The sequence below is a fragment of the Lysinibacillus sp. COL-1 genome (assembly GCF_059814265.1).
In genome coordinates, this window is sequence record NZ_JCAWSJ010000004.1 from 2,627,597 (window position 1) to 2,648,304 (window position 20,708).

At 40.2% G+C, this 20,708-nt stretch carries 24 protein-coding genes; 4 read left to right on the forward strand and 20 right to left on the reverse strand.

Annotated features, from left to right (window positions below; genetic code table 11):
- Nucleotides 1–11 precede the first annotated feature (11 nt).
- Complete coding sequence (locus AC6BKE_RS21315) at nucleotides 12–767, reverse strand: SDR family NAD(P)-dependent oxidoreductase (protein WP_036120113.1); 756 nt, start codon at nucleotides 765–767, stop codon at nucleotides 12–14.
- 8 nt (nucleotides 768–775) lie between these two features.
- The gene (locus AC6BKE_RS21320) at nucleotides 776–1,765 is read right to left on the reverse strand and encodes an MBL fold metallo-hydrolase (RefSeq protein ID WP_170829910.1); all 990 of its coding nucleotides are present in this window, start codon (nucleotides 1,763–1,765) and stop codon (nucleotides 776–778) included.
- 347 nt (nucleotides 1,766–2,112) lie between these two features.
- Here AC6BKE_RS21320 and proC point away from each other — a divergent pair, with 347 nt between their 5' ends.
- Nucleotides 2,113–2,916, forward strand: coding sequence for a pyrroline-5-carboxylate reductase (gene proC, locus AC6BKE_RS21325; protein WP_499857972.1), 804 nt, complete (start codon nucleotides 2,113–2,115; stop codon nucleotides 2,914–2,916).
- A gap of 48 nt (nucleotides 2,917–2,964) precedes the next feature.
- A complete protein-coding gene (namA, locus tag AC6BKE_RS21330) occupies nucleotides 2,965–3,975 on the forward strand; it encodes an NADPH dehydrogenase NamA (RefSeq protein ID WP_340809179.1) in 1,011 nt (336 codons plus the stop codon).
- Between the two features lie 50 nt (nucleotides 3,976–4,025).
- On the opposite strand, the gene AC6BKE_RS21335 is transcribed toward namA, so the two are convergent.
- Both AC6BKE_RS21335 and AC6BKE_RS21340 read right to left on the reverse strand, forming a co-directional pair.
- On the reverse strand, nucleotides 4,026–4,304 hold the full coding sequence (locus AC6BKE_RS21335) for a DUF1450 domain-containing protein (protein WP_141903656.1): 279 nt from the start codon (nucleotides 4,302–4,304) through the stop codon (nucleotides 4,026–4,028).
- Between the two features lie 112 nt (nucleotides 4,305–4,416).
- Entirely contained in the window at nucleotides 4,417–5,298 is an 882-nt protein-coding gene (locus AC6BKE_RS21340) for a LysR family transcriptional regulator (protein WP_499857973.1), read from the reverse strand.
- 122 nt (nucleotides 5,299–5,420) lie between these two features.
- Here AC6BKE_RS21340 and AC6BKE_RS21345 point away from each other — a divergent pair, with 122 nt between their 5' ends.
- Together AC6BKE_RS21345 and AC6BKE_RS21350 are read left to right on the forward strand one after the other, a co-directional pair.
- Nucleotides 5,421–5,726, forward strand: a complete 306-nt coding sequence (locus AC6BKE_RS21345) for a DUF2332 family protein (RefSeq protein ID WP_499857974.1) — start codon at nucleotides 5,421–5,423, stop codon at nucleotides 5,724–5,726.
- A 5-nt stretch (nucleotides 5,727–5,731) separates the two neighbouring features.
- On the forward strand, nucleotides 5,732–6,445 hold the full coding sequence (locus AC6BKE_RS21350; protein WP_499857975.1) for a DUF2332 family protein: 714 nt from the start codon (nucleotides 5,732–5,734) through the stop codon (nucleotides 6,443–6,445).
- 60 nt (nucleotides 6,446–6,505) lie between these two features.
- On the opposite strand, the gene AC6BKE_RS21355 is transcribed toward AC6BKE_RS21350, so the two are convergent.
- The 16 genes from AC6BKE_RS21355 to AC6BKE_RS21430 form a co-directional block, all read right to left on the reverse strand.
- The gene (locus tag AC6BKE_RS21355; RefSeq protein ID WP_058844525.1) at nucleotides 6,506–7,072 is read right to left on the reverse strand and encodes an NADPH-dependent FMN reductase; all 567 of its coding nucleotides are present in this window, start codon (nucleotides 7,070–7,072) and stop codon (nucleotides 6,506–6,508) included.
- A 13-nt stretch (nucleotides 7,073–7,085) separates the two neighbouring features.
- A complete protein-coding gene (locus AC6BKE_RS21360; RefSeq protein ID WP_499858334.1) occupies nucleotides 7,086–8,141 on the reverse strand; it encodes an LLM class flavin-dependent oxidoreductase in 1,056 nt (351 codons plus the stop codon).
- Nucleotides 8,142–8,157: 16 nt separating this feature from the next.
- Nucleotides 8,158–9,099, reverse strand: a complete 942-nt coding sequence (locus AC6BKE_RS21365; protein ID WP_499857976.1) for a ring-cleaving dioxygenase — start codon at nucleotides 9,097–9,099, stop codon at nucleotides 8,158–8,160.
- Between the two features lie 52 nt (nucleotides 9,100–9,151).
- Complete coding sequence (locus AC6BKE_RS21370; RefSeq protein WP_036120090.1) at nucleotides 9,152–9,595, reverse strand: MarR family winged helix-turn-helix transcriptional regulator; 444 nt, start codon at nucleotides 9,593–9,595, stop codon at nucleotides 9,152–9,154.
- Between the two features lie 98 nt (nucleotides 9,596–9,693).
- Entirely contained in the window at nucleotides 9,694–10,314 is a 621-nt protein-coding gene (cdaS, locus tag AC6BKE_RS21375; protein ID WP_036120087.1) for a sporulation-specific diadenylate cyclase CdaS, read from the reverse strand.
- A gap of 90 nt (nucleotides 10,315–10,404) precedes the next feature.
- Nucleotides 10,405–11,781: an MDR family MFS transporter gene (locus AC6BKE_RS21380; RefSeq protein ID WP_499857978.1), complete on the reverse strand. Its 1,377-nt coding sequence runs from the start codon at nucleotides 11,779–11,781 to the stop codon at nucleotides 10,405–10,407.
- Nucleotides 11,782–11,864: 83 nt separating this feature from the next.
- A complete protein-coding gene (locus AC6BKE_RS21385) occupies nucleotides 11,865–12,446 on the reverse strand; it encodes a TetR/AcrR family transcriptional regulator (RefSeq protein WP_036120081.1) in 582 nt (193 codons plus the stop codon).
- 113 nt (nucleotides 12,447–12,559) lie between these two features.
- The gene (locus AC6BKE_RS21390) at nucleotides 12,560–12,790 is read right to left on the reverse strand and encodes a hypothetical protein (protein WP_036120078.1); all 231 of its coding nucleotides are present in this window, start codon (nucleotides 12,788–12,790) and stop codon (nucleotides 12,560–12,562) included.
- A gap of 305 nt (nucleotides 12,791–13,095) precedes the next feature.
- Nucleotides 13,096–14,028 (reverse strand): ribonuclease Z, encoded by a 933-nt coding sequence (rnz, locus tag AC6BKE_RS21395; RefSeq protein WP_499857981.1) that lies wholly within the window; start codon nucleotides 14,026–14,028, stop codon nucleotides 13,096–13,098.
- A 98-nt stretch (nucleotides 14,029–14,126) separates the two neighbouring features.
- Nucleotides 14,127–14,963 carry a class I SAM-dependent methyltransferase gene (locus AC6BKE_RS21400; protein ID WP_499857984.1) on the reverse strand — a complete coding sequence of 279 codons (837 nt, stop codon included), beginning with the start codon at nucleotides 14,961–14,963 and terminating at the stop codon, nucleotides 14,127–14,129.
- Nucleotides 14,960–16,459, reverse strand: a complete 1,500-nt coding sequence (locus tag AC6BKE_RS21405) for a cobyric acid synthase (RefSeq protein WP_499857986.1) — start codon at nucleotides 16,457–16,459, stop codon at nucleotides 14,960–14,962. Before AC6BKE_RS21405 ends, AC6BKE_RS21400 begins: the two co-directional genes overlap by 4 nt.
- A 340-nt stretch (nucleotides 16,460–16,799) precedes the next feature.
- Nucleotides 16,800–17,336, reverse strand: coding sequence for a cob(I)yrinic acid a,c-diamide adenosyltransferase (locus tag AC6BKE_RS21410; protein ID WP_058844520.1), 537 nt, complete (start codon nucleotides 17,334–17,336; stop codon nucleotides 16,800–16,802).
- 13 nt (nucleotides 17,337–17,349) lie between these two features.
- On the reverse strand, nucleotides 17,350–17,910 hold the full coding sequence (locus tag AC6BKE_RS21415; protein WP_036120059.1) for a nitroreductase family protein: 561 nt from the start codon (nucleotides 17,908–17,910) through the stop codon (nucleotides 17,350–17,352).
- Between the two features lie 33 nt (nucleotides 17,911–17,943).
- Complete coding sequence (gene cobA / locus AC6BKE_RS21420) at nucleotides 17,944–18,711, reverse strand: uroporphyrinogen-III C-methyltransferase (RefSeq protein WP_036120058.1); 768 nt, start codon at nucleotides 18,709–18,711, stop codon at nucleotides 17,944–17,946.
- The gene (locus AC6BKE_RS21425; RefSeq protein WP_058844589.1) at nucleotides 18,708–19,346 is read right to left on the reverse strand and encodes a precorrin-2 dehydrogenase/sirohydrochlorin ferrochelatase family protein; all 639 of its coding nucleotides are present in this window, start codon (nucleotides 19,344–19,346) and stop codon (nucleotides 18,708–18,710) included. The genes cobA and AC6BKE_RS21425 overlap by 4 nt, the downstream gene beginning before the upstream one ends.
- Nucleotides 19,339–20,706, reverse strand: coding sequence for a cobyrinic acid a,c-diamide synthase CobB (locus AC6BKE_RS21430; protein WP_499857988.1), 1,368 nt, complete (start codon nucleotides 20,704–20,706; stop codon nucleotides 19,339–19,341). Before AC6BKE_RS21430 ends, AC6BKE_RS21425 begins: the two co-directional genes overlap by 8 nt.
- Nucleotides 20,707–20,708 lie beyond the last annotated feature (2 nt).

Sequence of the window (20,708 nt, forward strand, 5' to 3'; positions counted from 1 at the left end):
TCTGATTATTGCTATTTTTTATTGAAAAATGATTTGCCTAGAAATTCAATGGTTGCAGGTGCGAGTGCATATAATTTACTCGATAATCCCATGATCCTTGGTAAATTTACCTCACGAACTGGACGGTCAATTGTTTGAACTGTAGCTTGTGCCACTTCTTCTGCGGATAATAAAAATCTTCCTAAGGACTCTCTGTAGCCACCTGCATCATTTGCCTTATCTAAAAATGGTGTATCAATGGGACCTGGGTGGATGGCGGTTACTTTCACATTGTATGGAGCTAACTCCATACGAAGTCCATTCGTGAAACCGACAATGGCATGCTTGGTAGCAGCATAAACACTCGCTTTCGGTGTTGCTACCTTTCCTGCCTGTGACCCAATAAAAATTAGATGACCATGCTGTTGTGCCATCATTGCAGAAGCTAATCGTTTGGCAAGGTAAATCGGTACACTTACATTCAATTCAATCATTTGAGCAATATCCCCATCCTTTAAAGCGGGGGCTACAGCAAATTTCCCTACACCTGCTGAAAGAATCGCCACATCAATGGGTGGGAGCTGTGAACAAACATCATCGAGTGTATGTAAATTGGTTAAATCAGCTTGGATAACGTGAGCTCCTAAACGTTCTAGCACCTTTAGTGCAACAGCATTACGACCCGTGGCATAAACTGTATGCCCTTGAGCTACAAGTAATTCTGTCGTTTTTAAGCCTACACCACTTGTTGCACCTGTCACGAAGATCGTCTTTTTATATTTATTCATGTGTAAACCTACTTCCTTTGAAATAAATAGATACCTGCTTCGGTCTTCGTTGATTTAATATAATCATTGGCTTCTAAATAATCTAAATGCCCTAATGTTTTGGACAAGGTTAATCCTAGCTGATGCTGGAATATGGCTGGATACAAGCGTTTTGTTACTTGTACAACCGTTAATTGATCGTCACCTAGCAACTCATTAACTTTCAATGATTGCTGATGCTGGCGCTCTAATCGTTTATCAATTAAAGAAGGAATATCCTCTAAATCGGCCCCATGCCCTGTATGCATCATTTTGATGGGTAATTGGCGTAGAATTTCGAGTGATTCATTGTATTGCAGTAAGGATTTTGGACGTCCTAATGTACGATCTAATGGTGGCTCGATTAATGGATTGGGCGTTATTTTTTCGAGTAATAAATCGCCTCCAATAACATGATGCGTTTTTTCATCCCAGAAAATAAAATGGCTTTGTGCATGACCTAATGTTTCTATTGCCTTTAATCCCGGATGACCGGGCACTTCGTCTCCATCCACCAAAATTTGTGTCAATGGGCGCTCACCCACAAGCTCTAATTCACGACGAACATGTACACTTTTTGTAATATATTCTTGTGGTACCCCATGCTCTAATAAACGCTCACTGTAAAATTGCTCGTGATAGCTTAAAAACGCTTCATCATGACGAAGCCATTTATCATTATAGGCATGCCCCAAAATTTCTGCATGTGGAAAGGCATCGACCCAACCCGCATGGTCTGGATGATGATGGGTTAACACAACCTGTTCAATATCTCGCATGTCAAAGCCAGCTGCTCGAATTCCCCATTTCAAAGCATCATAGGCTTCCATCGTTTTTGGTCCAACATCAAAAATGCTGAGTGCATCGCCCTTTACAATAAATGCATTGACATCTCCTACTTCATAGGGTGTTGGAATTTCTATTTTGACTATAGACAAAGTTGTCTCCCCCTTTTTACGAGCTAGTGAATACTGATTCATTCTATTTTACAAGTTTTTTCTGTTTTCGTCATCCTCCTGTTGACAGTTTGCTAATTCCTCACTATAATTTTGAATAATCTAATTATTTTTGTGCGTTGAAGAAGCCGAGTACGTAACTGGTGAAGGTGTTAGAGAGTGTTACATTTGCTGAGAGTAACATCACCCGCTCCCATTACCGAACCTACTTCTGAGCAGTTATGCAAACATAACCGTTTCCCTTGCGATAAGAGGGCTAAGAGTTGTGCCAATAATTGGCAAACAAAGGTGGTACCGCGGAAACGAGAGCGTTTTCGTCCTTCGAGATAAGGACGAGAGCGCTTTTTTATTTTGAACTGGAGGTTTTGTTCATGAAAAAAATAGTATTTATCGGTGCAGGCTCAATGGCAGAAGCATTGATGCAGGGCTGGATAAAGCAAAAGGTGTTTACACCACAGGAAATCTACGTCACCAATCGCTCTGACAAAGAACGTTTACATTTCTTACACGAAACATATGGAGTCCAGTGCCTGTTTGATCAAGCCATTTATCAACAGGCAGATCTTATCATTTTAGCAATGAAGCCAAAGGATGCTGTTGCAGCTATGCGCGATTTAAAACCTAAAATTACAACGCACTCTGCCGTTCTGTCGATTCTAGCCGGTATTGCTATTGAGACGATTACTAAATTTTTAGGGAGTCGTCCAATTGCACGGGTGATGCCTAACACATCTGCCACAATCGGTATGTCAGCAAGTGGGATAGCATTCAATAATGAGGTGTCGGCGGCACAGCGTATTCTTTTCCTCCAGTTATTAGAGGCTGTCGGCTCCGTTATTGAAGTCGATGAGGATCAATTACACGCAGTTACAGCCCTTTCTGGTAGTGGTCCTGCGTATATTTATTATTTAATGGAAGCCTTTGAAAGAGTAGGAACAAAAGTTGGTCTTTCTAAAGATACTGTACGATTACTAATGACTCAAACACTGGCAGGTACTGCTGAAATGCTCAAGCAATCGGTAGATGAACCGGATGTTTTGCGGAAAAAAGTAACGAGCCCTGGCGGTACGACGGAGGCTGGTATTCAGGCACTAGAGCAATATCAATTTAATGAAGCCATCGAAGCATGTATTAAAGAAGCGGAAGCTCGATCTCGTTCACTTGCAAATGGTTAATATTATGTGCAAAATAGAGTGTATCACTAGGAATTAGGGGGCTTTATTTTGAGTAAATTATTCGAACCATATGCATTACAATCCATTTCCTTAAAAAATCGCATTGTTATGGCACCTATGTGCATGTATTCAGCGCAAGACGATGGCATGGTGACACCTTTTCATTTAGTCCATTATGCGACACGAGCAGCTGGTCAAGTTGGGTTAATCATCTTGGAAGCTACTGGTGTTGTGCCAGAAGGCCGCATCTCCAATAAGGATTTAGGCATTTGGGATGATGCACATATTGAAGGATTAAGTCAACTAGTTGAAGGGATGAAGGCTTACGGCGCTAAAACAGGCATCCAGCTTGCACATGCTGGTCGCAAAGCAACGGTGGATGGCGAAATTTTTGCTCCATCAGCTATTGCCTTTAGCTCAGACTATAAAACACCAATAGAAATGACAGAAGAGGACATTCTTTATGTAATAGAAGCGTTTAAACAAGCAGCTGTTCGTGCCACAAAGGCTGGCTTTGATGTGCTCGAGATTCATGGGGCACACGGCTATTTAATTAGCGAGTTTTTATCACCTGCGACAAATAAACGTCAAGATCAATACGGTGGTTCACAGGAAAACCGTTATCGTATCCTTCGTCAAGTTATCGATGCGATTCGCAGTGTGTGGGATGGGCCATTATTGGTACGTGTATCTGCAGAAGATTACGCTGAGGATGGCACAACAATGGAAGATTTTATTGTTTTTAGTCGCTGGATGAAATCTCAAGGTGTTGATTTGGTTGATGTATCAACAGGCGGTGTTGTACCAGCAGCTATTCATGTCTTTCCAGGCTATCAAGTATCGCATGCAGAGGCCATTAAGCATGGGGCAAACATCCCTACTGGCGCAGTTGGACTTATTACAACAGCTGTTCAAGCAGAAGAAATTCTCCAAAATAATCGCGCAGATTTAATTTTCTTAGCACGCGTTTTATTACGAGACCCTTATTGGCCACTTCATGCGGCTAAAGAATTAGGCGAAGAAGTGCAACCTCCCGTACAATACGTGCGCGGTTGGTAAATTGATTTGCAGTAAAAAAACAGCTTGTTATCCCGCAAGCTGTTTTTTCATTAGAAAAGTGGGTTTTGTTTTAATTCTTCATCAATAGCCTGCACCAATGTCTCTGCGTCCTCTGCTGTCACGACTTCTCCATTAACTAGCGCAAAAATACTTTGCTCACAGATTTCACAGTGAGATGTACAACCAGATTCCTCTATCTCAATATCATCCCGTTCTACTAATTCATCATACGCATCTGCCGCACCAAGTGATAAATTAGTGATACAAAACTCCACTCTATTTTTTAGCTGCTGTGGTTCTTTCTTTTTTTTAAATAGAGAAAATACCATGTTTATTGACCTCCTACTCTTTAAAAACGATCCTACCACAATTCGACAAAGTCTATGAAAACCCTTACACTGAACAGCATCATTTCAAAATCATTTTTGACCATCTTGTGAATTATAAATAATTTCTTGTTTGCAATAAATCTAATAATCCATCTGGTACTTGTGTAGATTCCTTATAAAAGAGGTATACGGGTACACTCGGTAATGGGAAATCTTCAAAAGGAACTATATTAAACCGTCCCTCCATCCGTTCTTTTCTCACAATCATACGAGGTAAAAACGACATCCCCAACCCATCCTTTATTAGCCTTTTTACCACATAAGATTGAGAAATGGATACTTGCTTCGTTAAAATATATGTTTCTCTTAATTTACGTAATAGCTCTCCCCAAATTGTTGGATGATGATGCGTAAATAAAGTATACGTTTGAAATAACTCCTCATAATCAATATAAGTGCCTGTTTCATCATCATAGGCATCTAGGGGGATTACTAACTCTACTGGACTATCAATCAGCAGCTCTTGATGCCAATGTCGATAACGTGTTGGTAATAATGAAATACCAATATGAGCTTGATCTTGATTGACTAAATCCTCTATTTTAGCTGAATCCTCTACTAAAATTGATATCTCAAGTGAAGGATTGTCATTGATAAATTGATAGATCACATGCGGCAGAATCGTTTCAACCATTAACGGGGTCATAGCCATAATGATTTTTTCTTGAATACCTTTACTTGCTAATCGAATACGTTCAATGCTTTGTTCCCACTGATTGACCATTTGCTGTGCCTCTACTTGAAAAAGCTTTCCAGCGTCTGTTAATTGCACACGATTTTTTTCGCGCTTAAATAATTGTACATGCAGAAATTCTTCTAACTGCTGAATATGAACCGTAATACTTGGTTGAGATAAATGAAGTTGTTCCGCTGCTGTACGAAAATTACAAGTCTGGGCTGCGACGATAAAAGATTGTAACCATTTATATTCCAAAATCTCACCTCAGTGATTAAAAATATTAATTAAATTTATTAAATATATTTAATTTACTAAATTATACAATAAGATTAGACTGATGATGAACTTGATTATGTATGTAAAAAGGAGAGAATCATATGCCGCACACTATATTAAGTCGTCAATTTCAGATGTTTGCTCAACAGGAATGTCAAGGCTCAAGCCCCCTTTATGAACATTTAGCTACTAAAATTGCCAATGATGAAGATTTGTTAGACATTGCCTCCTCAATCCCACAGGATCAGCCTGCGCCCAATTTATTGTTGGCAGCAGTTCATTATTTATTAGCTACATCCAATGATCCTTTGACCAATTATTATGCATCTTTAACACCCTCCCTCATCCAATACAGGAGGTGTTCCCTATTTTTAAAGCATTCGTACTATCACATACAAATGAATTAACGACATTGTTTCAAGAAAAGCTTGTACAAACAAATGAAATTCGACGTTGTGCCTATCTCTACCCAATGATGACTGAAATCTATGCCAAACATCAACAACCATTGGCTTTCATTGAAATAGGCGCAAGTGCAGGACTTCAGCTTGGTATGGATCACTACAATTATTGCTACAATCAACAATTATCCATTATCAATACGGAAAATGATTATATGTTATTCTCGGAAAATCGTGGTGAAACACTGCCTACCTCCCTTTCCCAATCTCCTATTGTTTGTCAAAGAATAGGGATCGATTTAAACCCAATTAATCTTGGAAATAAAGTGGAAAGTCAATGGCTTCAAGCGTTAATTTGGCCTGAACATCATGAACGTAGAATATTATTCCAACAGGCCCTCCCCATCATCAATCAATTAGATATTCAGTTAATAAAAGGGGATGCGATTCAACTGATTAAAAAGCTTAGTCGAATAATTGAGCAAGAGGCGATGTTAGTGATTTATCATACACATGTCGCAAATCAAATCCCCATTGAATTACGTCATAAATTAATAGAGCAATTAAAAGAAATTAGCATGGGGAGGCCTCTTTATCATTGCTATAACAATTTATTTGATACAAAACTTCATCAAGATTTTATAGATCAAGGTACTATCATATCCATACGTACAATGCCGCGTCCAGATGGGCATGCACGATGGTTTGAATGGTCAAATAGTTAGCTTAGACGCAAAAAGAAACGCTGTGTCAGACTACTTACACAGCGTTTCATCTAATAATCTTTAAAAATCATATTCTGCATCTTTTTTTGCCCGAATTTCTGCAAAGGCATCTGCTACCATGACTGTATCCTCTGCTAACCGTGCTAGACGGAAAAGGACATCATCGTTTACAATTTCTTTGCGTAAAAAATCCTTTTCTTCTATAAATACATAGGTCGGAACGATGTGTGCTTTCATATAAGCTAGTATCGGCTTTAGTTGCTGCTCCACCATTAAATAATGCTTGGATGTACCCGCTGTCACAATGACACTGATGACTTTATCGCGGAAGGCATTGACAGGTAAAAGGTCAAAGATATTTTTTAATGTCGCTGGAATCGATGCTTGGAATGTTGGCGTCCCAATAACAATTGCATCTGCAGCCATAATGGTTTCTGTCACATATTTTGTATCGCCTTCGTAGTCGAAGTAATTACGTCCATCACTAAAAACTAGTTGATAGTCAGCAAGATCCAGTAATGTTACTTCATGCTGTGGATATTTTTCTTGTAACATCTCAACTATTTTCTGTGTTGCTGTTCTTGTTTTAGAGCCGACAATAGAACCTGCAAGCGCGACAATTTTCATGATGAGCCACTCCTTATTTTGCTGTATATTTTTTCATCGCTGGAATAATATCCTGACCGATGATTTCAATATTTTTCATAATTTTATCGAATGGTACGCCACCAAAATCGATTTGTGCCATAAAGCGTTGCATGCCATATAGCTCGTACTGATAAAGTAGTTTTTCAATAATTTGCTCTTTACTGCCAACCATTAAAGCATCACGTGTATCTGGTGCTTGAGCAAATTGTTGCTTTGGATAACCTCCGCCACGAATGGCTTGGAAACCACCATTTAAATGTGGATACATGCCTTGCAATGCCTCTTTTGTTGTATCTGCTACATAAAACAAGCTTGTTGTGGCAATAGGTAATTCATTTGGGTCAAAACCTTTGCGTTCTGCCGCTTCTCGATAGGCATCAACAGATGGTTTAAAATTGATAGCAGGTCCACCTAATGTTGTAAGCATCATCGGAATTCCCATATATCCTGCTTTAATAGCGCTGGCAGGTGGACCACCAACTGCTCGCCAAATCGGTAAGGAGCCGTTTTTGGGCTGTGGTAAAATTTGTGCATGGTGAAGTGGTGCTCGAAATTGCCCTTCCCATGTCACCAGCTCCTCGTCATTGATTTTCATAAGTAGCTCTAATTTTTCCTCAAAAATTTCTTCATAGTCCTGTAAATCAATACCTAGCAATTGGTAAGCTCCTACACGTGAACCACGTCCCGCTACAATTTCCGCTCGACCATCTGATATTAAATCAATTGTGGCAAAATCCTCATAGATACGTACTGGATCTGAAACACTTAATACAGTTGCTGAGCTAGATAATTTAATATTGGACGTTGCCTGTGCAATAGCCCCTAACACGACTGTATGTGCCTGTGTTGTAAAGTACGATTGATGACTCTCACCAATACCGAATACATCAATGCCTGCTTGTTCAGCCAATTGACTAGCCTCTACTAGCTCTTTTAGTCGTTGCTGAGCAGAAATACGTTCGCCTGTTAATGGGTTTGGAATATGATCCCCTAAAGAGTACAGCCCAAATTCCAATCCTTTTGATTGATCGATACGATATTTTTCCATCATGTTTCATCTCTCCTTATTCTAGTGGTTCTAAAATGGCTTCAATTTCTGCACGTTTCTTTTCTAAAAAGGGTGGAAGGTCTAGCTCTTTTCCAAGATCTTCGACTGCTGAATCCACAGTAAACCCTGGACCTTCTGTCGCCATTTCAAATAAAATACCGTTGCGATCTCTGAAATAAAGACTTTGGAAATAATAACGATCGACGACACCTGTACTATCCAAACCTTGTGCCTTAATTTTCGTATCCCATTCCTGTAATTCCTCGACCGTTGCTACACGTAATGCAAGATGGTGAATACTGCCTTTACCAGGTTTCTCGCTTGGCCCTTCTAATTCTTTGACGACAATTTCTCCAAGCACTTCTCCTTCTATCGATTGCAGAATCGTTTCTTTGTCCGTTTCTGCAACAACTGTATAGTGAAATAAATCTTGTAGTAAATTCACGGTTCTTTGTAAATAGCGTACAGTGATTTCAACAGTCCCCATACCTAAAATACGATGTTCCCCCGGTATATCATTGTCATCCCATGCTTGCCATTGTGCAGGCGTATCATGCCCCTGATGATTTAACAGCACCATTCGTAATCCCTCATGATCTTCAAAAAACAAAGCCTCTTTGCCTGCATAAGTAGTGATATCGCTATGTTCTACCTCTAGCTGTTGAAAGCGTTCTTTCCAATATAGTAAGCTTTCGGAGCTAGGTACAAGTAAGCCAATACGAGTAATAGCATTCGTGCCCCGCACTGTACGTCCTGCAACGGGCATTTCAAAAAATGTTAATTCTGTACCAGCTGCTCCAGTTAAGTCACCATAAAATAAGTGATACATGGATGGTGAGTCTTGATTCACCGTTTTTTTCACACGTCGTAACCCTAAAATAGTTGTATAAAAATGATTATTCTGTTTGCCATTTTTCGTTAGCATGGATATATGATGGTGTCCATTTAATTTATTCATCCTACTGTTCCTCCTTTTTCACTTGACTAAGCAAGTGATGTTGTAAAAAAAATTACACGGGCGGCAATTTTTTTTCTCGGCTATGCTTTTCAAGCTTTGTCATCACTTTATATAAAGATTTTATTTCTTCATCTGATAATACTTCTTCAAAAAATGAGGATTGGAAGTGAAGTTGACTTGGTGTTGCTGCATCAATCATTTGCTCCCCTTTTGCCGTCAATGAGATAGCTTTGGTCTTCCAATTTTGTTTACGCTCGATTAGTCCCTCTTTTTCAAGTCGGGCAAGCATGCGAGACATGCCACCTTGTGTAACTGTTACTTTCTCTGCTAATTGAGATTGAGTGATCGGTGCATACGTTTGGATTTGGATTAACACATCGAATTGTGCCGTTGTTAAATCGAAACGCTTTAAAAATTCATTCGATAACTGGTTACTTTGCGTTGTAAAGCGCATCATACGAATCCATGTTAATGTGCCTAATGTATGATTTCTCATGACTTCATCCTCCCTTTAGTTATCACTTTACCACGCAAGTGATAACATTGCAAGAACAATATCTCGAATTTGAGATATTGTTTTACAGAGGAGAGTCCCTATATGATGCCAGGTGATGTAATCGGGTATAAATTTCCCTGAAAAGCAAAAGAAATCCTACCTGTTTCTTCTGAGACGACCATCACAAGTGCATCACTTACTTCACTTAATCCTAACGCTGCACGATGTCTTGTTCCTAATTTTTTTTCACCAGTCTGACGGTCTGATAATGGCAGTACATTCGCTGCCGATTCAATTTGATTTTGATTGACGAGTACCGCTCCATCATGTAATGGATTACCTGGAAAGAAAATGGATTCTAATAAGGAATGCGTTAAATCTGCCCCAATATGAATACCAGGCTGCATCAAATTCACTAACGAATCCTGTCGTTGGATGACAATTAAACCACCATGTCTTCTCAACGACATATTTTGCACACTATGTGATAATTCCGGATACTTTTCTGTAAACGGGGAAAGATAACAATTTAAATAAAACGTCGCGGCTTTCATTTCAATTGTCATAAATCTCTCTTTAATTTTCTCAAAATTGCCAAGGAGACAATTTGCATCTGTATCCATTTCTTGCACACTTTGCTGTAAGGACATAATCACTTGGAGAAGCTCATCTTTTAATGTTTCTTTCATTGGTGAAAAATCACAATTTATTGGATTCATAAAAAGCACCTCTCTTTTCTAAAATTGTGAAGCTTCTTCTTCCATTAGTTTCTCTCGATAAACTATTTTTATGCGTCAAGGAGATGGTGGCTATTTGGCATTTGGCTTCTTCATATATAAAGACAGTAGTAGTCCCACAGCACTTAAAATCGTTGTGACAATAAACGCTGTGCGAATGCCATTTAGCATAGCATCAGCAACACCCATTTCTTGCTGTAAAGTAGTTACCGTACTCATGATGGTTACAAGTAATGCCGTTACTAATGCACCACCGATCATACGCAATGTACTATTCATCGCTGTCGCATGTGCCATCAAATGGGTAGGTAAGGCATTCATGCCAGCGGTTGTCAGCGGCATCATAATCATTGAAATCCCAAAGGAAATCATCGTAAAGAGACATGCCAGTAGCCAAAGTTTTGTATGCATTGATAATGCTAGGAAAGCACCTGAACCAATTAAGATACTGGTGAACCCTACCAGTGCTAAGCCTTTTCCACCCACTTTATCGAAAATCTTCCCTGTCACTGGGGACAATATACCCATTACAAGCGCACCTATCAATAAAACCAGCCCTGTTTCGAGTGCCGACAGCTGCCGTACATTTTGAATATAAAATGTGATAAGTATTTGTGTACCAATCATGAGGGCATAAACTAAACTCGATAAAAAAGTTGTAATAGAGAACATGGCGGATTGAAATACACGAAATTCAAGCATTGGTTTAGGCAATTGAAGCTGACGTCTAATAAATAGAAACAGCGTAATTCCTCCTACCATTAATGATGCAAGTACTGGCATTGATTGAAATCCAACAGCTCCTGCGATGCTGAAACCATATAACAGGCCACCCCAACCTAAAGAAGAATAGACGATAGAAAGAGCATCTAGCTGCCCCTCTTTTTTTGTCGTGACATTTTTCATAAAAATCGTGGCCACAGTCAAAACAATAACTGAAACGGGTAAGACAGTAAAAAACAGATGTCGCCATGTAAAATGTTCTAAAATCCAGCCTGATAATGTTGGGCCTATTGCTGGTGCAAAACCTGTTACAAGGCCAGCTAGCCCCATAATGGAACCTCGCTTTTCTTTTGGATACATCGTTAATAAAATCGTTTGCATTAAGGGCATGATCACCCCTGCTCCAGCCGCTTGAATAACTCGAGCCATAAGTAAAACCGTAAAGGTTGGGGCAAAGGCGCCTAAAAATGTACCCATACTAAATAAAGTGAGAGCCACTATTAACAGTAATCGATTGGAAAAACGACCAATCAGAAAAGCTGTAATAGGTATGAGAATACCATTCGTTAATAAATATACTGTCGTGAGCCATTGTGCTAAATTAGCATCAATCTTGAAATCGTTCATAATTGGTGGCATAGCTATGAGTAATAATGTTTGATTGAGAATAGACACAAATGCTGCAGATAGTAGAATTGCTACTATGACATTTCTTTTTTCGTTCATGAAACTTCCCCCTAAATAGTATGTTAGTTAGTGATAACTAACATTTTACTTAAAAAATATATGCAAACTATGTGAGTGAACCATTAAACACAGACTCCACTCACAAAAGTAGCAACTAAATGTTGAATAAAAATTTCTTGTTGATCTTTTAGAAAATGTTGGTCCCATAGCGCATTGGAAACAAAAAAACCAAACAGACTCGTTAAAAAAACAATGGCTTGTCCGTTTGTATCTATTTCCTTCATCTTTCCTTGTTCAATTTGAGATTGAAAATAAACGGCCAGTAAGCTTAGTAATTGTTTAGTTTGGTTATCCGAAATTGTATCCATTAACCCTGGTAGCATACTTCTATCTTGTGTAGTAATGAGAAAAATTGGTTTATTTTTTTCCATAAAGGCTAGATATGTGTTAGCAATTTGCTTTAAATCATTCTCTAAGTTTCCGGATAAATCTTGTGCAAATAAATGTTCAAAGTATGGGATATATGAGTGGCTTTGCAGGACAGCATGAAGAATTCCTAGTTTTGTTTCAAAATGACGGAAGACAGTCATTTCACTAACACCAGCAGTGGCAGCAATATCTTTTACCGAAACATTCGAATAGCCCCTTTCTGTCATTAGACTTGTTGCTGCATCAAGAATTTTATCTTTTGTGCCTTTTTTCATTGTATACGCCTCCAAAATGTTAGTTATGACTAACAAAAATATAGATGATAGAGTCCAGTTTGTCAAAAAAATGTGTTGTTACTAGAATACATTCTAATAACAACACGGATGAGCTACATATGACCTGCCCGAATTTTCTTCACAATACTAAAAGTCGTGTAGGCAGCAGCAGGTGCTAATACGATAATAAAAATAATCCAAACGGTTAAATTATTTGTTGCTTTTAGCGTTTCATAATTCGAGATGACAAAAATAATTAATCCGAATAGTAATAAATAGCTCAGCACATTTGGAAAAATAACAATTAATCGCAATAGTGCTGGCGGCATCTTTTGTTGATTCAATTAAACCACACCCCTTTTTTCAATTATACGGGAAGTGAAGGATCGATTGTACTATATTTTTCCTTTTAAACGCTATATTTACCTGCAAATCGTTGGCGTTTTTCTACTGTTGTATTTAATTGGTTGATCAATGCAGTTATGCTTTTCATATTTTCCGCTTGATGTATAGCCTTCTGAGCAAATATCTTTCTCCTTGGCTAGTAACAAACATTCCATGAGTCGAACTGAAAATAGTGATAGTAAGAACTATATATAAAAAACATCTATTAGTTGCATGTCAATCAATAGATGTTTTTTAAATTAGTTTAGATTAATTTATTATTTTGCCAAGTAAAAATGGCTTGATCGGATGTCAGTAATGTTTGGGGGAAAATTGCCTGTGCTTCTGCCAAAAATTGCGGTAAATCCTGTGGAAGAAAACGGGCACTTAAATGATTTAAAAGCAAGTAGTCTGCGCCAGCTTGCTGTGCGACTTTTGCTGCTTCCACATTGGTAGCATGACCATAGCTGGCTGCTAAAGCAGTCAGTGTCCCATCAAAGGTCGCTTCATGTACAATGATGTCAGCATCCCTTGATAATTGAATGGCCTCTTCGCAATATTTCGTATCGCCCAAAATCGTCAGTGTGAAGCCCTTTTTTGAGGGGGCAACAACGTCTTTTGCTTGAATCACATGCCCATTTTCAAGCACAACATCGTAACCATTTTTTAATTGACCAAGCAAAGGGCCTTTAGGAACACCAAGTGCCTGTGCCTTGTCGATTAATAATTCACCAGGTAAATCCTTTTGTTCAATACGATACCCATAGCATGGTACAACATGGCGCAATTCCTGTGCATAAATTGTAAAATGATTATCCTCAAAAATAATCCCTTCTTGCACTTCTATAAAATACAGTGGATACGTTAAATGGGTTTTAGATAAGGCTAATGTTTGTTCAATCCATTGCTGTAAACCTGGGGGACCAAAGATCGTTAAAGGCTCATCCCCTCCTTGAAAGGAACGAGAGCTTAAAAACCCTGGCAATCCAAAAATATGGTCGCCATGTAAATGTGTAATAAAAATTTTTGTTACTTTACGTGGCTTTAACGATGTGTGTAGGATTTGATGTTGTGTAGCCTCCCCACAGTCAAATAGCCACATTTCGCTCACTTCATCTAATAACTTGATCATCAATGCACTCGTATTTCGCTCTTTTGAAGGCATGCCTGCGCCTGTCCCTAAAAAATGTAGTTGCACATATGCCACCTCACTTCTTGTTTCTATCGTTTTATTGTACCTTAACATACCCAATAAGAAAAACCCTTGGTGAACAGATTTCTCCAAAGGTTTCTCTTTTATTTTGGTTGCCATGAGACAAGGGCTGCATGAAAGTCATGACGATAATAATAGCGTCCCTCTTTTTCTTCAATAAAAGGTGAGAGAGCTTCTTCCACATGTGCTTGCTGGACATTTGCCGTTAAAATTTTTTTACTTTGCGTTGTAACAAGCTGTTCATAGCTTTCATATTCATAGACACGTTCCAAAGGGATAATTTGACAATCCGCATAAATATTCATCTCATACAGTAGATTTAAAAATTCTATATAATCTCTACGAGGAAACTTAATTTCATAGCCATACTTTTCATATAATCGCTCATAGTGAGGCTGAATAGGACCTGTCGTCATGCCAATGATGGCACGCTTTTTCGCAAGCTGATTCATATGGGATAAGGCGGCTTTAATTTCATACATCCGATAAAAACAATTCACGCCCAAAACGATATCATGTGGCTCAATTTCATCACTTTCTAGACTTTCCCATTTCGCATGAACATATGAAACATGCTCCTGATGAGGCATACACTGTTGTAAGTAATGCAGCATGCTTTCAGAGCTATCCACACAGGTTAGCTTGTCCACTCGCTCAGCCAATGGAAACGTATAATTACCCCATCCTGGCCCAATTTCTAATACAGAATGCTGTGGCTCAATACTTTTTTGAAGCTCCTGAAAAATGCGTTGGGCATAAGGATCAGTTTGTCCTATTTTTTTACGTGCAACGGATTGAGCCCAAAATTGCTCCTCTAACTGATCATTGACCATGCGCTCCGGCATCATTCCATGCCAGTCTTTCATGCCCTCCTGCCATAATGCCTCATAATTAATGGCTAATGGTCCTTTTCTTGTCATATAGATACCTCTAAAGATAAAATTTCATATATTTTTTTCATATCCAGATTTGCTCGAACATGGTCGGCTAACATATTATAGGCGTCCTCTCTTCGTTCTGCATCACTTTTTACATCATTCGGTAAAGCCATTAACCCTTTTTTCACTCGTATTTCATTGACAAGCTGACGAGTAAAGGTGCGATTATGGAACACGCCATGAAAATACGTACCAATCACTTGCTCATCATGACTCACTGCGCCATCTTCTCGACCATCCTCTAGCAGTAGAAAAGGTGATACTTCATCACGTAAAATTTTCGTACGTCCTAGATGTATTTCATAGCCCGTCAATGTATCCTGCCCTCTTGTTCCTGTCATTTGTACCGTTTTTTTAGTGCCTACAAAAATCGTTTCCATTGGCAATAGCCCAAGACCATTTGCAGCTTCACCATTTCCCTCCACTGCTTCAGGGTCTAGTAATGTTTCACCAAGCATTTGGAAACCACCGCAAATGCCAATAATTTTTGTGCCGCGCTCACGTAAATGGGTAATAGCTTGATCGAAGCCCTGTGCTTTTAACCAAGCTAAGTCATCCATTGTACTTTTTGTTCCTGGCAGTATAAGCAAATCCGGTGTGCCTAGCTCATGGACATTGCTAATTAAACGTACACCTACTTCTGGCTCATCGAAAAAGGGATCAATATCAGTGAAGTTTGAAATACGGGGTAAACGAATCATCGCTACATCGACAGTAAATTCGCCTGGTTTTGGCTTTTTAAAGCGTAATGACGATAATGCAAGGGAATCCTCTGCTTCAATATTGATATTGACATAAGGAATCACACCAAGCACCGGGATACCTGTTTCTCTCTCCACCCATTCAAGACCATCATCTAATAATTCACGCATGCCTCTAAATTTATTGATGATTAATCCCTTAACACGGGCGCGCTCATCATCATCTAGCAACGCCAGTGTACCAACAATCGAGGCAAAGACCCCACCACGATCTATATCAGCAACAAGCACTACCGCTGCATCTGCTAAATGTGCCATTCGCATATTAGCAATATCACGATCCTTTAAGTTAATTTCAGCTGGGCTACCTGCCCCCTCTAGGACAATGACATCATATGTATTTTGTAGCGTACGGACAGATTTTTCAACGATTGGCATTGCCTCTTGCACAAAATTATTGCGATAGCTTTTGGCATCCATATTTAAAAAATGCTTACCATGGACGATGACCTCAGACATCATATCTTGCTTCGGTTTCAGCAGAATAGGATTCATATCAGTCGTCGCAATAACACGGGCTGCCTCTGCCTGCACCCCTTGTGCACGGCCGATTTCGCCACCATCCTTCGTAACAAACGAATTAAGAGCCATATTTTGCGATTTAAACGGGACAACACTTAGTCCATCATCCGAAAATATACGACAAAGTGCCGTACAAATCATACTTTTTCCAACATCGGAAGCCGTTCCTTGAATCATAATCGATTTAGCTGGCATAGTCACTTTCCTCCGTCATTATTGGTGTAACGCAGTATATTGTATTAGAGCTGTGCGGGTTTGCCTTCATTTCGGGAGTATTCTCGGAGCAAGCACGAGTATTTCTCTCCGCTCCGCGAGTATTCTTTGGGCAAGCGCGAGTATTTCCCTTCGCTCCGCGAGTATTCTTTGGGCAAGCGCGAGTATTTCCCTTCGCTCCGCGAGTATTCTTTGGGCAAGCGCGAGTATTTCCCTTCGCTCCGCGAGTATTCTTTGGGCAAGCGCGAGTATTTCCCTTCGCTCCGCGAGTATTTCTCTCCACTCCGCGCGTATATTTTTCACCCAGCAATGGTGAAGGGCTTTAAAATTCTAGCCCTTTCACCGCTGGGATGCCTTCATCATAGTAATGCTTTGTTGCATCGATGGTTGACACTAAATCAGCCATTGCCGTTAAGGCAGGGTTCGCGCTTCGACCTGTGACCACCAAATGCATCGTCGATGGACGTTGCTGGATCGCCTCTATGACTTCTGTTAGTGGAAGGACATCATCGATAGGAAACTTGGTGATAGCCAATGCATTGTTTAGTTCATCTAGCACCAATAAATCAATACTGTCGTCTTGCAGGGCGGCCTTCGTTTTTTTCCATGCTTTAGCTAAGGCAGCACGATGCTCTTCAGGTGTCTTTGTCCATGTAAAGCCGATACCCATTTGCTCCATTTCCACACCTAACTTGCGAAGGGCAATTTGCTCACCGTACGTACGCTCAGGTGATTTAATAAACTGCATATAGCGCACATTTAAGCCACGGCCAACTGCACGTAATGTGACACCTAGAGACGCCGTTGTTTTGCCCTTTCCTTCACCTGTATATACTAAAAACAAGCCTTTTCTTGCCATGTGAGTAGCCCCCTTACAGCCATGTTGTCTTTTCTGCAAATGGTGTACGCTTTTTGTCGCTTTGCTCCTGCTCTTGTGGATAGCCAATAAATATCGTACCGACTACTTTTTGAGAGGCACTTGCACCAATAAATGCATGCATACGTGAATCATGCACGAGCCCAACACCACGTGTACGCCAAACAAAACCAAGACCTAGCTCATCTGCAGTGAGCCACATGGACATAATGGCACTACATACGGCAAAAACATTATCCTCTGTCGCATCCGTATCACCTTCGACAATGTCTGCAGTAACAACAATGGCTACAGGCGTTGTTTGCACAACCTTTAAAGAGCTTTCCACTAAGTTCGGCTTTGTGGGGAAACGCTCTTGTAAATAGGCACTCGCCATTTCTTCATAACGCTTCATTGCCTCATCTTGAATAACATAAAAATGCCAAGGCTCACGCATACGGTCATTCGGAGCATAGGTGGCTGCTTGTAAAATTTGCTCAATTTTTTCTTTCTCTACTGGTTGTGTTGTGTAATTTCGAATGGCTCTACGCTTTTTTAATGCTTCGATAACGGTCATGTTGCTTCCTCCTTGTGCTCTTCTAAGAAATGATTATGAAAAGGTTAATCCCTGCTCTTCAAACCATTGAATTTTCTCACGTACATTGACTACCTCTCCCACGACAATCATCGAAGGATTATGATACCCTTCACGTTCAATAATGGCCGCTATCTCATCTAGCTGTCCTGTAATCGTGCGTTGTTGAGCAGTTGTTCCCCACTCAATGACCGCTACTGGCGTTGTGGCCTGACGTCCGTTTTCAATTAATTTGCGAGCAATGTAGGCAATATTTCCAACACTCATGTAAAATGCGACGGTATCAATACCTGTAGCCAATGCTGGCCAATTCAAAAAATCCTGTCCTTTTTCTTCACGACCATGCCCCGTCACTAGGGCAAAGCTTGTTGCGAAGTCTCTATGTGTCACTGGAATCCCTGCATAAGCAGCTGCAGCAATGCCGGCTGTAATACCAGGAACGATTTCATAGGTTATGCCATGATTTTTTAATATTTCTGCTTCCTCAGCACCACGTCCAAATACAAATGGATCGCCACCCTTCAGACGTGTCACAACTTTACCCTCTTGTGCTTTTTCAACAAGTAAGGCATTAATTTCATCTTGAATAAGGTGGTGCTTGCCTGGAAGTTTACCGCAATAAACGAGCTCTGCATCCTTTTTTGCAAAGTCGAGCAATGTGGGATTCACAAGACGGTCATAGGCAATCACATCAGCCTTTTGAATACATTCCAGACCATACACAGTGATGAGCTTCGGATCCCCAGGACCTGCACCAACGATATATACTATTCCTTCCTTCATTGCTTCGCTCCCATCAAAAGTTGTTGTAAATAGGCTTCACGTCTATCAATCTCTCCATGACGTGTCCATTCCAGAATGCTTGGCTCTAGCAATGCTTGTAATGCCGCCCGTCTTTGCGGACCTTTGTCATACTTAGCAGCAATCATTAATCGTGCTTGCTGTAAAAAGCATACATAGTCATCATAAGCATCATCGAATTGGTCTTCTAAATCTGCTTTGATCTTGCGCGCTAGACTTGGGCTTGCTCCCGATGTCGAAACAGTTAACACCAATGGGCCACGACGAACAGTAGCAGGTGTAATGAAATCACTTTCACTTTGTCTATCCGTTCGATTGATTAATTGCCAATGCTGTGCCGCCTCTTGAACAGCTTCGTTTACAGCCGTCACATTCGTTGCAGCAATAATGAGAATGGCATCATCCAAATCACGTGGTTCAAATTCCTTCTGCTTCCAAGTAATTTGCCCCGAATCGGCAAGTGGCTGTAATGTATCATGTAGGGTTGGACTGACTATGACAATATGGGCCTTTGCGGGTAATAGAGAGGCTACCTTCTGCGTTGCCACATGTCCGCCACCTACAATCACTACGGTTTTATATTCTAGATTGATATGAATAGGAAAATAATTAGTCATCATTTTTCACCTTCTTACAAGCTGTTAACCAATTGTCAACTAGCTTTGGGTTTGATACAAAATGGAAATGTGTATAACCAGCCACCAAATTCCCTTGTTTATAGCCTTCTTGCTTTTTGCCAAAACGACCAATCGTCTCGTAGGCTGGTGTGTTGTGGGTACCACTATATTTAGAATAATGGAATTCATGGCCCTTCGCTTCTTGCTCCACACCGATTAAGAAATTATCTGCTGTGCCAAAAATTTCACGATAGCCTAGTGCTGCAAGCTTTGTCTGCATAGCCACTTCCCCTGGAATCACACCTACCATTTCATAGCGTTCACCCTGACTATTTGTAATAGCCTCTGTTAAATACATAAAGCCACCACATTCCGCTAATGTTGGCAGTCCTTTGGCAATAGCGTCTTGAATGGAGTCTTTCACGACTGTATGTGAAGCCAATGTCTCTGCGAATTCTTCAGGAAAGCCACCACCAATATAGAGGCCATCTGCTTCTGATGGTACAGGCTCATTGGCAAGTGGAGAGAAAAATTGTAATGTCGCGCCTTTCGCACGTAGCAAAGCTAAGTTTTCTTCATAATAAAAATTAAATGCTGCATCCCTTGCAACCGCTATACAAATATTTTGTGAAGGCTCCTCAGCAAATAAATGACCTGATTCATGTAGGATAGGGGCTTTTGTTAAGTCAAGTAATTGATCCAAGTCAATCGTTTCTGCCATAAGGTCACCTAGTTTATCAAAAAATGAATCTAGTTCTCCCCTTTCAATGGCGGGTACTAACCCTAAATGACGACTCGGAATATCGATGCCTTGTTCACGTTTTAAATAGCCGATGACAGGAATGCCACATTCTTGTTCAATAGCCGCCTTGGCGATTTCATAATGACCGACACTGCCCACTTGGTTCGCAATAACGCCAACGATCCTCGGTTTATCTGACAAAACTTGAAAGCCTCTTACAACAGCTGCTACACTACGCGCCATACTTGCACAATTAACAATTAAAATAACAGGGCTCTCTGTCACTACACTAATATCTGCGGCAGAGCCAGCATCTGATAAAGGACTTTTGCCATCATAGAAGCCCATCACACCTTCAATAATGGACACATCCGCATCCATACTTGCGCGTGCCACAATATCACGTACTGCTTCATGGGAGAACATCCAGCTATCAATATTGCGTGATACTCTACCTGTTACAGCCGTATGATACGTTGGATCGATATAATCAGGGCCACATTTAAAGCCCTGCACTACTTTTCCTTTATTTTGTAGTGCTTTCATCAGTCCAATGGTGAAAGTAGTTTTGCCTACCCCACTACCCGTACCAGCTAGTACAAAACGATTTGTTTGCATGG

Coding starts and splice junctions, on each gene's coding strand:
- AC6BKE_RS21315 (WP_036120113.1), bottom strand. CDS start 767: ATGAATAAATATAAAAAGACGATCTTCGTGACAGGTGCAACAAGTGGT.
- AC6BKE_RS21320 (WP_170829910.1), bottom strand. CDS start 1,765: ATGAATCAGTATTCACTAGCTCGTAAAAAGGGGGAGACAACTTTGTCT.
- proC (WP_499857972.1), top strand. CDS start 2,113: ATGAAAAAAATAGTATTTATCGGTGCAGGCTCAATGGCAGAAGCATTG.
- AC6BKE_RS21335 (WP_141903656.1), bottom strand. CDS start 4,304: ATGGTATTTTCTCTATTTAAAAAAAAGAAAGAACCACAGCAGCTAAAA.
- AC6BKE_RS21345 (WP_499857974.1), top strand. CDS start 5,421: ATGCCGCACACTATATTAAGTCGTCAATTTCAGATGTTTGCTCAACAG.
- AC6BKE_RS21355 (WP_058844525.1), bottom strand. CDS start 7,072: ATGAAAATTGTCGCGCTTGCAGGTTCTATTGTCGGCTCTAAAACAAGA.
- AC6BKE_RS21360 (WP_499858334.1), bottom strand. CDS start 8,141: ATGGAAAAATATCGTATCGATCAATCAAAAGGATTGGAATTTGGGCTG.
- AC6BKE_RS21365 (WP_499857976.1), bottom strand. CDS start 9,099: ATGAATAAATTAAATGGACACCATCATATATCCATGCTAACGAAAAAT.
- AC6BKE_RS21370 (WP_036120090.1), bottom strand. CDS start 9,595: ATGAGAAATCATACATTAGGCACATTAACATGGATTCGTATGATGCGC.
- cdaS (WP_036120087.1), bottom strand. CDS start 10,314: ATGAATCCAATAAATTGTGATTTTTCACCAATGAAAGAAACATTAAAA.
- AC6BKE_RS21380 (WP_499857978.1), bottom strand. CDS start 11,781: ATGAACGAAAAAAGAAATGTCATAGTAGCAATTCTACTATCTGCAGCA.
- AC6BKE_RS21385 (WP_036120081.1), bottom strand. CDS start 12,446: ATGAAAAAAGGCACAAAAGATAAAATTCTTGATGCAGCAACAAGTCTA.
- AC6BKE_RS21400 (WP_499857984.1), bottom strand. CDS start 14,963: ATGACAAGAAAAGGACCATTAGCCATTAATTATGAGGCATTATGGCAG.
- AC6BKE_RS21405 (WP_499857986.1), bottom strand. CDS start 16,459: ATGCCAGCTAAATCGATTATGATTCAAGGAACGGCTTCCGATGTTGGA.
- AC6BKE_RS21410 (WP_058844520.1), bottom strand. CDS start 17,336: ATGGCAAGAAAAGGCTTGTTTTTAGTATATACAGGTGAAGGAAAGGGC.
- AC6BKE_RS21415 (WP_036120059.1), bottom strand. CDS start 17,910: ATGACCGTTATCGAAGCATTAAAAAAGCGTAGAGCCATTCGAAATTAC.
- cobA (WP_036120058.1), bottom strand. CDS start 18,711: ATGAAGGAAGGAATAGTATATATCGTTGGTGCAGGTCCTGGGGATCCG.
- AC6BKE_RS21425 (WP_058844589.1), bottom strand. CDS start 19,346: ATGACTAATTATTTTCCTATTCATATCAATCTAGAATATAAAACCGTA.
- AC6BKE_RS21430 (WP_499857988.1), bottom strand. CDS start 20,706: ATGCAAACAAATCGTTTTGTACTAGCTGGTACGGGTAGTGGGGTAGGC.